The sequence below is a fragment of the Candidatus Binataceae bacterium genome (assembly GCA_036495685.1).
GTDB lineage: Bacteria > Desulfobacterota > Binatia > Binatales > Binataceae > JAFAHS01.
Genome location: DASXMJ010000151.1, coordinates 1 through 12800, shown reverse-complemented (window position 1 = coordinate 12800; position 12800 = coordinate 1). Strand labels below are relative to the sequence as shown.

Here is a 12800-nt window from a genome sequence, read left to right as displayed (position 1 = left end):
AGTAGCGCATTTTATCATGTTCATAATGCGGTTCACGGAACGCCCCTATGTCGCCTATACAGAAGACGACGTTCGGCGCAGCTTTCGCAGTTCGGTCCGGCTGACCTTTCCGAATAGTCATTTCGATCCGGTTCTTGGCGCGGAGCTGTATAATGAATATCTGGACGAGTATGAGCTCTCCGAGGAAGCAGGATTCGATGGCCTGATGCTCAATGAGCATCACAACACACCCACGTGCATGGGGGCGACCATGAACCTGGAAGCGGCGATCCTTGCGCGTATCACTAAGAAGCCAAAGATCGTCCTGCTCGGGAATCCCCTCCCTATCTTCGACAATCCCATCCGACTGGCCGAGGAGCTGGCCGAAATAGACATGATTTCGCGCGGCAGACTAGTGTCGGGATTCGTCCGCGGCACCGGTATCGAAAGCTGGGCGACCAACACTAATCCCGTCCACAATCGCGAGCGATTTGAAGAGGCACACGATCTAATTATCAAGACCTGGACGACTCCCGGACCTTTTCGGTGGGAAGGCAAGCATTACCAGTTTCGAGTCGTGAATCCGTTCGAAATCCCGCTTCAAAAGCCGCATCCACCAATCTGGATCCCGGGCGTGGGCAGTCCCGAAACACTCGAATGGTGCGCGCGGCATCACTATCCCTACATCTATCTCGAAACCGATGCTCAAGTGACGGTGTCAATGACCGACCTCTACGGCAAGGCCGCTGCGGAATGCGGGTATCGGCCGGGACCGCAGAATTTCGGATACCTGTGGCGCATCCACGTCCAGGACACCGACGAAAAGGCGCTCGAGGTCGGGAAAGGATTTCTCACCGGCAACGCGGGTGTAGGCCGCGTCCCGCTGCCCGGCGACTTTATGGCACCGGCCGGTTACAACTCACGAGAAGGTTCGAAGCGGCTGCTGGAGCAATACAAACATGCCCTGCGTCCTGACCCACTCTACGGCGGCGTCGATTCCGCAGGATGGGACGCGGTTGTCGAAAGCAATCGCGTCGTGGTCGGTAGTCCCAAGACGGTCATCAAGAAGATCCGGCAGGGGCTCGAGGTATTTCGGCCGGGTATCCTCGGTGTTTGGAGCAACGATGGGACCATCGCTCATAAGGACACGATGCGATGCTTGCAGCTGATGAAGGAAGAGGTACTGCCTGCGATCCGGGAGATCGGTAAGGAACTGGGACTGCCAGGACCATTCGAACAGGCGCCGTAAAAAGTAGTCGTCGGTGCAGATGGCCTTCGAGCGAAAATACGTGACAGTGGGCGGTGCCCGCATCGAATACTTCATAGGTGGTTCAGGCGCACCGATGGTCTGGTTGCACGGCAGCGAAGGCAATCTCGGATGGCTGCGCGTGCACGATGAGCTTGCGCGCAGCTTTACTGTCTACGTTCCCACTCATCCAGGTTTTGCCGGCTCGGAGCGGCCCTCGTGGCTGGAGTCGTTTGTTGATCTTTCGCGTTTCTACCTGTGGATCTTTCAGGAGCTGAGGCTCTCGAAGGCTATCCTGGCGGGTCATTTCATCGGAGGCTGGCTCGCTGCGGAAATGGCCGTAATGTCGCCGAACATTGTCGCGCGGCTGTTGTTAATCGACGCCGCCGGGGTGCGACCGAACGAAGGTGAGATACTCGACATCTTCCTGCACGGCAGCGAAGCTACCCGCCGGCTGTCGTTCTTCGACGTGAAAGAGGTCTCCGACTATGATCTTTTGTTCGGTAGCAAACCGACACCGGAAGCGCGCGAGGTGCACGTGATCAATCGTGAAGCGGCCACGCGCTTTTGCTGGAAGCCATACATGCACGATCCCACTCTACCGCCGTTGCTCGAGCGTCTGCGCAACATTCCAACGCTGGTTATCTGGGGCCGCGAGGATCGTATCGTGCCACTCGAATGTGGCGAGTTGTATCGCAAAGCAGTCCACGGCGCGGAGTTGGCAGTGATCGATCGCTGCGGCCATTTTCCACATCTGGAAAAGCCGACGGAGTTCTGGCGTGCACTATCACCTTTTCTGGGCTGATCGTGGTATGGCCTGATTGAAAGACTCCAAGCCGAAGCTCACATGAAACTCTCATTTGGTATTCACCTCGCTCCTGGATTGTTTCTCCGCCGCGAGGAACTCGGGAAGGTCGCCGACCTCGTGAAAATGGCTGAAAACTACGGCGCCGAAGCGATTGGTACTTACGATTCTGCCTTCATTGGTGACGATGCGTATATCAGAGCTGCGCTGTTGGCGATGGCATCGACACAAGCAAGGGTTGGTCTGCGGCCAACCAATCCCCTGACCCGCGAACCGCAGGTGATGGCGTCTTTTCTCGCGACCATCGACAGCCTTACGGACGGAAGAACCTTCATGGATATTGCCAGTGGGGATAGCGCCGTTCTTAATATTGGCTACAAAATCGCCACACGGGCCCGAATCGAGGATTACGTCCAGTGCGTGCGCTCGCTGCTCGCCACCGGTGAAGCCACTTACCAAAAGCGCCCGCAACGCGTGCGATGGACATCGAGAGTGGTTCGCAAACAGATTCCGATTTCGGTATGCGCGGAAGGACCGAAGATGTTGCACCTCGGCGGTAGAATCGGCGACGGCGTGACCGCAGGGACCGGTTTACTGCCTGAGGTGATCTCTGACACGGTTGCGAGAATTCATGCTGGTGCACTGGAGGCAGGACGCAGTCCAGCCGACGTCGATATCTGGTTCACCACTAGAACCTCTCTGCACGAGGATCAGGAAATCGCGATCAAAAACGTCATGGCTTCCGTATCCTCGATCCTGAATCACTCAATGCGCTCCACCCTCGAAGGCAAGCTGGTGCCGGAAGACCTGAAACCACGACTTCAGAAATACGTCGATGGCTACGTGTTGTACGAGCACGTCGTGTCCGAGGGCGCCAACCCTAGACGAATGGAAGACCTCGGTCTCACGGACTATGCGCTTAAACGATTCGCGCTGGCGGGCAATCCCGAGGCATGGATTGCCCGCATCGAAGATATCGCAGATGCCGGAGCGACTAAGCTGTGGCTCAACGCTGAGGGCGGAAGCCTGGAACGCCAATTCCACTACATGCGGATGCTCGGCGAAAAGATCATGTCCCGCTTTGTATAGCGCACAAGTCCAGCGTGTGATTCGGACTTAACCCTGATCCGAAAACAGTTACGCCAAAGCTTTGCCACACGGATGATTTTGCGGACCACAAGCGGGGAAACCTACAGGGAACCGCCACATCTGCGACTCTGTCGAATTCACTGTCGCTGACGCTGAAGCGGGAGTGGTTGATCGGCGCTTCTCCTCGCGGATTGACAAAGCAATTCTCCGCGGTGCGCGCCAAGAGCATGAGGCCTGCGCCGCGCGGCGGATTTCAATCCTCGCCCGACACGAGCCGCTGGAGACGCCTAATTCGGGTTCGAATCTAGCGTAGAGAAAGGCGAGCGCCACGCGCTTGAGGCGAGGCGCTCGACCATCATAAGAAGACCATCACTATCGGTTGTAGCAATGCGCTCGAGCGGCGGCAGCTTCATCCTCTACATCTTTAGCCGCACCAGGATGCCCCCTTCTCCGATCGTTCCACACCTGTGTCTGGAGGTCGCGTGCGCGGTCGCAGGCGTACCGCTGGCCGCCATACTCGTAGTCTCCCTTGTGCCAACCATGATTGGCGTATCCGTCGCGGTCGTTTTGATAATGATCCCACCACCAATCGACCGGTTGGATGTAACCGGAATTTGTACTGTAAGACGGTTCCGCAAATACCGGCGCTGTCATTGGCAGCGCGAGCATTGCGCCGCCTAACAAACTCACAAGCAGCTTTCTTTTGAGTCCCATGCGAACCACCTCCTGATTCCTACCAGCAAGCATCATCAGTGCCAGATTCGGATCGCACCAAAAGGCTCATCTTAAGCGCGCTCGGCTTTACGTATGAAAAGAATTTCTGACACGGCTCCACAGGTTCTGATAAGCGTAATAGACACTATATTGTTCAGGTGTAGGCCTTCTCGTTTCACTTCCGTGAGCTCTGTTTCAGCCATGTGTTGCGATTTACGTTTTTCCAGGCAGTCCTTGGTTTTGAAGAACTTACCGAGTACGCGGAGCGAAGCGCATTTGGAATCACTCCTTCGACCGATTTTCACCGGTTGCGAGAAACAGTCAAAAATAAGATCACATTTTTCAGCGACATCTGGAGATTGTCGTCCGGAGCCGGCGCCATTAGCGATTTAAGTGGCGGAAGATCTCGTTCCCCAGCATTCATCCAGTTTTCCGCAGCTGCTTCATCGAGAATCATCGGCATTCGATCGTGAACGCGTACGATCAGCCGATTCGCCCTGGTAGCGATGATGGTGAAGGTTCGCTGCCGTGGCCGGTTGCGGCTGCCACGACTCGTAAAGTCGGGGCGACCAGAGCAATCTCTCTCGGGAGCAAATCGAGCACGAAATCCTGAACTGCCGCGATCTGTCAAAAAGGGTCCGCCGCAGCGTCGGTTGGCGTACGCCAAGCGGACTGCGAGCAAGACGATCGCTTTATCCGCTCAATAAATGAGCGTTGGCTATGGAGAACCCGCCATGAAAGCGGACTGAAAATGAACGCTCGCACTGTTTGCGGACGAAAAGTTCAACCCGTAGAGATTGGATGCGATGTCACCTCTGGGGCGGTTTCGCAAGCTTCCATTGGCTCCGCTTCGGAGAAATACCTGCGCGCCGACCGTGAGCACCAGGTCGAGAAGGTCGGATGGAGAGCGACTCGCAATGCAAACGCCGAGCAATCAGATCGTTGAAGGACGACGCCACTGGTTACGACGAGGTTCCATGAAATAGGTACTGTCGCAAGTGTCCTCGCACTATTTGTCCTTAGTGCACGGCAGCATGGCGTAGCGTGCGCGCGCGTTCTCCCCGCGGCGTGAGAATCGCCAGCACCAGCGCCACGATCAGCAGCGCCGGAACGTCACCGAGGAGGTGGCCGTGATTCTCGGGGCCTTCGAACGACTGAAGAGCCATGATTCCGCCATGGACGAGGCTCGACCAGACTGTGAACCAGATCAGACTCAAATGGGCGAGAGGATCGCGCGCGGCGAGAATGAGAAAGACGCCAAGCGTTGCGTAAATGCCGACTATCATCATGGGGTAGTCCGAGTGTCCCGTATGCCACGCCCAGCCTGAAGGCCAGATGATCATGAAGGGATAGATTCCGGCCAGAAATATGATTCCGACCAGAACCAGGACCACGCGCAGATACTTTAGGCCATCCTCTTGAGTCATTATTGATGTGCCTCTGGGCAGATTGTCTAGGAAAGCCGCTCATAGTGGTAGCCAACCTAGATGCTGGAGTTTCTCCTCCTGCGAGTCGGTCGAGTTGGCCGCGTGCAAACGCCGAGCGCTCGCCTGAGTGCGGCGAACTGGCGACCAGGTCCCGCCGGAGGGCTGGGGGGGCGATCCAGGGATGCCGGCGCCAAAGATTCTTCTAGAGAAAATCTGTCAGGTTCCCCTTTCCTCCAGGAAAGAGGTTAAGAGTTAGACTATTGGGCGCAGCACAGCCGCCGGTGATCCCCCAAAACCTCACACCACCTGCCGGAACGCCATCGCCGGAACCACCCGCGTTGCGCGAAGCACTGGCGCTATCGCGCTCGCGAAACTCACCAATACAGCACTCGCGATCGCCGCCACCGCAGTCTCTCGACGAACCTCTATGTAACCCATCATCCCGGTTATCTCGCCCAGCGTGACTCCGCCCCTGAAATACCAAAGAGCCAGTGCCGCGCCGATGCACGCGCCAGCGAGTCCGATCAACACCGCCTCCGTAAACAGGAGTAGGGCCACGTGCGTCTGAGTAAAACCGAGCGCGCGCATGACCGCGACTTCGCCAATCCGGTCCCTCACCATCATTGCCATCGAGTTCGCGGCGATGAGCAACACCGTCAGCAGCACCACTGTGCACAGACTATAAATGATAGTTCGGATGCTGCCGATCGCGGTGACGACGTTCGCAACCGCGTCAGTCTCGGTGGTCGTCTCTGTTTCGGAACCCGAGTTGTGGAAATTCTCGTCGATCTCGTTAGCGACCAGGCCCATGTTCTCGCCGCGATCGACCCGCACCATGATGAATGACGCACGGTCCTGGATGTCGGCGCCATAGAGATTCTTCACCGCGTCATCCAGCATCCGCCGATCGAAGAAAAACACCCGCGAAAGATACTCAGTCGGATATTCCACGATCGGAATGAAGGTCAGCGCCAGCCTGGGATCCTCTGGATTGCGCAGCGTAACCGGCTCACCGAGCTTCCAGCCCTTCTCGCGCATCAATTGCGCACCGACCAGCGCGCTGCGCCGATCCTTCTGCATCAGCTGCGCCTTGTCCGGCGGTAGCTGGTAATCGCTGCTGTCGGACACGGTGGCGATGTCTTGGGTGATGCCGTAGGTGATTATCGGATCCTTCGGGTCGCGATATACCGCACCCCAGATTATTTCGGGCGCGCAGCCGAGCACGTGGGGCATCTTCTTGATCTGGTCGCAATAGCGCGCCGGCAGGCGATTGTTGTTGCGCTCGGTAACTACCAGGCGCAGTCCCTTTGACGCGCCATCCGCGATCCGATCCATCGACCAAGGCACTGCGACCAGCACGGTGTACATAAAGACCGCCACCGCGAAGGTCAAAGCGGTCAGAATCGTCCGGCGCGGCTGCCGGCGCATGTTGCGGAACGCGATGATCAGCAGTCTGAACGCCATCGTCACGCCTCCCTCAGCGCGCCGATAATTCCCATCCGCGATGCGCGCAGCGCCGGCGGCAGTCCGCCCGCGATGCCGATGATCGCCGCCACCGCGACGCCCGCTACGATCGCGCCGAGCGTCGGCTGGTAAGAGAAAAACATCGCGCCGATGCTCATGGTGCGGCTGGTCAGTCCCGTCGTCCACGCGATTACCGTGGCGAGCACCACGCCGGTAACTCCCCCGGCGATCCCCAGGATGGCGCTTTCCAGCACGAAGCTGCTCAGAATGTTCGTGCGTGAGAAGCCGAGCACCCGCAGCACACCAATCTCGCGTCCACGGCGCGTCACCGCCGTATACATCGTGTTCATGCCGCCGAAAGTCGCGCCGATTCCCAGCGCGAGCCCCACGATCAGTCCGAGCGCGCGCAACTGCCCGGCCACTTTCTCCTGCGCTGCGTAGTATTCCGCTTCGGTTTCAGCCTCGAGTGTGAACCGCCCATCGCTCTTTATCGCGTGTGCGAATTCCTCGGCGGTGCCCGGATTTATGACCAGGTGTAGGGAAGCCGAGCCCTGGTCCCAGTGCCGCTCGTTGCGAAGGTCTTGCCGGTCCGTCCAGATCTCCGATTCGCGAGCGCTATCGTTGTCGGCGAACACCCCGACGATTTTCCAGTCGCGATGGCCGTAGTGAAAACTGCTCCCGGGCGTGAGATAGGGATAGTGCGCCAACACCTTGCGCCCGACCACCCACTCCCCGTTGCCGCGGATCGGCCAATGCCCCTGGACCATGCGGAGATTCGGATGCACTTCCTGCGCGATCGGGTCCACACCTCGCAGCAGGGCAAACTCTTTGGCCCCGCGGGTGCGGCTTACATTCACTCCTGCCAGGCCTTCCGCCGAAACCAACGCGTGATGCCCGCCGTCTACCGTTACCTCCGGCAGGGTGCTGATGGCCTCGAGCGCCGGATGAGGAACGTAGCTCTCGTTCTCGCTCGGCACTCCGCGGGCGAGCACGATCCAGTTCCGGTCCTGTCCGGCGTTGTGCAGCGACTGATTAAGCCCAGCGATGAAGCCGAATACGATGATGAACATCATCGCGACCAGCGCCACGCCCAGCACCGTCATCAGCGACGTGGCGCGTCGTTCGATAACGCTGCGGAAGTTGTAGCGGACCGGAACCATCGGCCGTTCCTCGTTTCGATCGCTCGCGCGAGGCCGGGATCGAAAAGGGCGACGACTCTCCCGAAGCGAGCGCGTCCAGCCTTTTCCTCCGCGCGCCGTCAATGCGATATTGTGCGTATGATTACGCTACAAAGTACGCCGAAAGTGCCGTCTGCGCAAGAAACTGCGGGCCAGTATCATAAACATTGGAAATGAGTCGACTAAGGACTCTGGTCGGGTCCCGCAAGTAGTGACGATTCCAAACAAACAACCTGAAATCGAGCACATGGTGCGAACAAAAGACTTCCGAGGCTGGCTGGAATCGCTACCGAAAAACCGCCGCAGGATGTCTCTCAAAAGCCGGATTCGAGCGATCCCAAAGGAGCCAACCGCCAACGCATCACTCGCGGTAGCCTGCGGCCTGCTCCGGCGACCCGGCTTTGGTCACTGCGAGTTAGTCGTCGGCTTGCCCTCAGGTGTCAAAGAGCGTGTATGCTCGTGCTCTCCGAGGCGACCAATGTACGTGCCTTTTGAGCAGATCCACTACCTACCGTTGAGAATGACGTAATCAGGAGGAATCATTTGGTCCTGTGCACGGTGGCGATCTTAAGCGGCAGACCCATATAAGGTCCCATAGTTTGGGCGGCCACGACCTGAACCCCCGAGGACGGGCCGGAACTCGACCCACCGTTGCTGCTGCCGCCGCATTCGCCGATCGCGGCCGCGAGAACTATTGCTCCTAGCGCGATTGTCAGCCGTCGCCTCGGGTTCACCGACGCCACAGCCACTGCGGCCATCAGCATCATGACCGTCAGCACCGTCCAGGGAGTACGGGTCGAACTACTCGGGGCACCGCTGCTTGGACCATCCGACGCATACGCGATCCCGCCAGAGAGTATCGACGGAAAGATCGAGGCGGTGTTGGACCCGATCGTCGCCTTGAGAGTAAAGGTCAGCGAAGCTCCGCTCGCCAGCGGAATCGCAGGCGAGAATGTAAACTCATTTCCGACCTCCGGCGGTGACGGATTTCCGGTTCCCGCCTGACCATTTACGCTGAGACTCAACGCCGAGAGAATCTTGACCTTGGTCAGCGTTACCGTGATCGCGCTGATCATCTCAGATTGGCCCGTATTGTTCATTGCGTGGAAGACAGTGCTGACCGTGTCGCCCGCCTTTCCCTTCAGAACGACATTAGTGCCCGAGAATATGGTTGCCGAGCCGGTTGGCGTCGATGTCGGACTTCCGGTAGGCGTTGGACTTCCGGTCGCCGTTGGGGTGCCGCTCGGTGTTGCGGTTGGCTCGGTCGCATTCCACCTGCAGATGACACCGCTGGCACCGGCGCCTTCAGGTGCGAGGTTGCAGCTCCAATTGTCCGGGGTGGGTCTGGCGATTGCAAATATCCCCTTCTTCTGGTTCACATCGATGTCGCAGCCACCGCAGGGGTTCCCCGGCGTACAGGCGTCCGGCCCGTGGTAGTTGTTACTGAATCCGTAAATCCCGGGCAAGTCCTTGCACACCGGAATCGGACCCGCAGGAGTGATTGGAGAGTTACCTCCGCTGGGGGCGAACACTATCCGGTAGAGCGGCGCATCGCCGCCGTAGACCTGCAGATCGTTGGGCCGTGTGTAAACCTTGTTGAGCACCTGGTGGAGGGTGTCGTCGCCAGCACATATCTGCGACGGGTTGTCACCGTTGATGGCGACCTGAGAACACAACCCGGCCGGCGGTTGCGTAGAGAAAATCTGCTTGCCCGTGAGCGAGTTGGTGTAACCGTAGGGGAACGTACACTGGGTTGTGGACAAGCGGCGGGTGCATTGGCGTAGAACGCTCGCAATTGACAGGTATGATCCACTCCGGTGAACGTATTGTCGGTAATCCAGCAGGCCGCATTCAGACCAAACGGCTTGCAATCCGCGTCGGTATTGCACTTTTGACGCTGGAAAGAGGAAGCTGGTTCCCTGTCGCGCTTGCGGCAAACGCGCGATGCCTCGCTGTCAATCGCCGACCCCTGTAAACTCTGGCAATGCCTACGTTCACCAGCGCGCCCGGATGAGATGCCGCCTTTCGGACGTGGAGCGGATCATGAAGTGATCTTGCATTGGCCAACGTTGTAGTGGGGCGCTTGCTCCGCAAATCTCGCGCCTACGGTGCGCAAGATCGCTAGAGCACGGCGCTAACCACCGGTCCGTTCCTCGCGCTGGTCAGTCACTATCTGTTCGATTCCGACTTCGCCCGGGTCGGCCAAGAACACGACAATGGCGGAGTGGAAAGCCGCGGCAAGCCGATCCCGCGCGGCGACAGCCTCGATGCGATCTCATGCGTCTGGCGCGCGAAGCAGTGTTGCGGCGCACTACTGACAACGGCACGGAACAGAATCAGACCAAGTCTTGGCGAGGAAAGCCATTTGATCTTATATTCCGAGTCGGATTTCGAAAATCCATAAGGAAATCCGAGCTGTCTGTGAAACTATGGGCATCGTCACCAAGAAGCTCGACCACGTCGAGGCTCACCTCAATTACGCCACGGCTTCGGACGCGGGTCGGAAGTCGGTGCTTATTCACGACGCCCGTGCCGTCCTCGATCAGCTGTCCTTGGAACAGCAGGGATTTATCTTACGTCGCTACAAAACCGCGGTCACAAATTTTTTCGACGAGAAGGAAGTGCGTGAGGTCTACTACCCGGAGGTCGAACAACTCCTCAAGGAGACCACTGGGGCAGTGAGAGCGGTCGCGTTCGAACATGACGTGCGATCTGCCTCGAGGGCCGAGCGCGCTGTGAAAGGTGTGCGCCAGCCTGTCAAAGTGGTGCACGATGACTACACCGAGAAGTCAGCTCCGGAACGCGTGCGATTGTATCTGCCTCAGGAAGCCGAAGAGTTGCTGAAAGAGCGCTATGCTGTGATCAATGTATGGCGGCCGATCAGGGGCCCTGTGCTCGATACACCGCTGGCCGTCTGTGATGCGGAGAGTATCGCGGCCGCAGACCTCATACCCACCGAAGCAGGAGTCAAACACGAAGTCTATCTATTCAACTTCAACCCCGACCACAGTTGGTACTATTTTTCCGCGATGACCACGAGCGAGGTACTGCTCTTCAAGTGCTTCGACTCAAACAAAGATACCCAGGCTCGGGTCACTGCACATTCCGCATTCGATCTGCCCGCGATGGCGGCTCCGGCGCAGGCGCGTGAGAGCATCGAAGTCCGCGCGCTGGTTTTCTTTCCCGTGTCGCTATCGCGGTACCAGCTTAACGTCCCGGGCTATCTCGCGCGGATGAAGGCCTCGAGTCTGGTCGCTTAAGTTGTAGCAATGGCCGAATCCGGCTGCAGTCGAACTCGCCCGTTTGTCCGCGCGTGACCGGAGCAGGAACGCCACGACTCGGGACAAACAGCTCAGAATCACGGACCACGGACGGTGAATCCACCGATGGGGGCCGGTCACTCTGGCCACGCTGGAGCTGATTCACTGAAACAATCTTAGCGACAGCACTCGCATAAACAAGGTTGAGGCAGGCTTGTTTTCGCGGAGTGGGAGTGCCGCTCGACGAGCGACGCCCCGTCCACTACTCTTGGCAATTCCGCGCAAGCGGGTAAAGCGGAACTAGAGTCATCGGAACATTCAATGTGAACCGAACAGACGATTTAATTGCGGACAGTACAAAATTTCCCGCTTTGCAAAACCCGTCTAGGGTCGAGGGACTCTTCGGATTTTCCTCAACCACGAACCCCAGCTTCTTCGCGATGGCTATCAAGCGCGGCTTGGATTTCTGAATATGGGTCCTAATAATCCAGAACCTCCGCGACCTTAGATGCCCGCGGCGTCCTCAGCGTTCGCCTTGCGAATCTGAACGTCTTCGGTGGCTGTCTTTTCGGAAATCGTGACTACGGCCTTACGCCTGTCCTATAGCCATTACAGCGGCAGATGACCCCGGCACCTTTTCTGCTTCCAATAAGACAACAGCGCAACGATGTTAAGGAGTCTTTAAACCGCGAAATCTCAAGTTTGAAACCGAGTTCAGTGTGGATGCTCACCGGCTCTCTTATTATGGTCGGAAGTCTAGAGTCTGCACATAAAGGATATTTGCTTATCGGTCTCCAGATATCCCTAGGAAGATCCGCATCTGCCGGACGACCTCCGCCTCGTTGTTAATATACACATAGTGTGAAGCGCCAGGCAGTAAATATACTTCAGGCGTAGGGGTTCCTAGATGTTTCTCTCCAAATTTATCGACTACATCTCTGAACCACTGAAGATAGCGCGGAAACCGTTCATCAAACATCGCCTTCTCGGCAGGACTCAGATACCAGTAATAGGGCAGCTTGCTCTCGATAGTCGGTGGAGCAAAAATACCAAGCCTCGACGCCTTGATATCCGCCCAATTCGTTGGCGGATTCACCGGATCACGCACACCCCGATTAAGTTGATCATAGATGAATTGTGGTGTCGAGGTACCCGTAACCATTCGATCTTTGTCAAAGTCAAAGGACAGACAAATTGCCGGGATTGGTTCGCGTGTCGCCAGAAGCCGTGCATAGGCTGCCTGGAGAGTAAATACAGATTTAGCGTCCGGGTCAGTAAGCAGAGAAAACGGATCAGGTATATCGGGGAATGTGTACCTCTGCGACAGGTCAGAAGCGTCTAGATAGACTAATCTATCTACATAGCTTGGATATTTTACTGCGATCTTGCTTAATTCCGAACCGGCTATAGAATGCCCGACGAAGACTGCCCTCTTGATACCCAAGGCATCGAGGACCTTGATATCGTCGGCTGCCCTCGTATCGACATCGTAACCGTTTTTTGACTGGCTCGATGGCAGCCATCCGCGGCGGGTAATCGCGATCACATGGAAGAAATTGGTAAACTGAAATGCAAAATAATCGAATACGTGCGCGTTGTCGCCGGAACCGCTCAACAACAGCATCACCAGGCCTGAGC

General features: G+C 57.4%; 10 protein-coding genes. 4 read left to right on the top strand and 6 right to left on the bottom strand.

Annotated features, from left to right (window positions below; translation table 11 throughout):
• Positions 1-16 precede the first annotated feature (16 nt).
• The 3 genes from VGI36_14425 to VGI36_14415 are packed head-to-tail and all read left to right on the top strand — an operon-like array spanning position 17 to position 3119.
• Complete coding sequence (locus VGI36_14425) at positions 17-1228, top strand: LLM class flavin-dependent oxidoreductase (protein ID HEY2486344.1); 1212 nt, start codon at positions 17-19, stop codon at positions 1226-1228.
• Positions 1229-1247: 19 nt separating this feature from the next.
• A complete protein-coding gene (locus tag VGI36_14420; GenBank protein ID HEY2486343.1) occupies positions 1248-2030 on the top strand; it encodes an alpha/beta hydrolase in 783 nt (260 codons plus the stop codon).
• A 42-nt stretch (positions 2031-2072) separates the two neighbouring features.
• Positions 2073-3119, top strand: coding sequence for an LLM class flavin-dependent oxidoreductase (locus VGI36_14415; GenBank protein ID HEY2486342.1), 1047 nt, complete (start codon positions 2073-2075; stop codon positions 3117-3119).
• A 372-nt stretch (positions 3120-3491) separates the two neighbouring features.
• Here VGI36_14415 and VGI36_14410 read toward each other — a convergent pair whose 3' ends face one another.
• The 5 genes from VGI36_14410 to VGI36_14390 form a co-directional block, all read right to left on the bottom strand.
• Positions 3492-3833: a hypothetical protein gene (locus tag VGI36_14410; GenBank protein ID HEY2486341.1), complete on the bottom strand. Its 342-nt coding sequence runs from the start codon at positions 3831-3833 to the stop codon at positions 3492-3494.
• Positions 3834-4852: 1019 nt separating this feature from the next.
• Positions 4853-5260 carry a DUF6632 domain-containing protein gene (locus tag VGI36_14405; protein ID HEY2486340.1) on the bottom strand — a complete coding sequence of 136 codons (408 nt, stop codon included), beginning with the start codon at positions 5258-5260 and terminating at the stop codon, positions 4853-4855.
• 297 nt (positions 5261-5557) lie between these two features.
• A complete protein-coding gene (locus VGI36_14400) occupies positions 5558-6724 on the bottom strand; it encodes an FtsX-like permease family protein (GenBank protein ID HEY2486339.1) in 1167 nt (388 codons plus the stop codon).
• A 2-nt stretch (positions 6725-6726) separates the two neighbouring features.
• Complete coding sequence (locus VGI36_14395) at positions 6727-7884, bottom strand: FtsX-like permease family protein (protein ID HEY2486338.1); 1158 nt, start codon at positions 7882-7884, stop codon at positions 6727-6729.
• Positions 7885-8441: 557 nt separating this feature from the next.
• On the bottom strand, positions 8442-9665 hold the full coding sequence (locus VGI36_14390; GenBank protein ID HEY2486337.1) for a hypothetical protein: 1224 nt from the start codon (positions 9663-9665) through the stop codon (positions 8442-8444).
• Positions 9666-10331: 666 nt separating this feature from the next.
• Between VGI36_14390 and VGI36_14385 the strand changes: the two genes are divergently transcribed.
• Entirely contained in the window at positions 10332-11162 is an 831-nt protein-coding gene (locus VGI36_14385; GenBank protein HEY2486336.1) for a CmcJ/NvfI family oxidoreductase, read from the top strand.
• A 784-nt stretch (positions 11163-11946) separates the two neighbouring features.
• Here VGI36_14385 and VGI36_14380 read toward each other — a convergent pair.
• A partial coding sequence (locus VGI36_14380) for an alpha/beta hydrolase (GenBank protein HEY2486335.1) occupies positions 11947-12800 on the bottom strand: 854 nt, incomplete at its 5' end.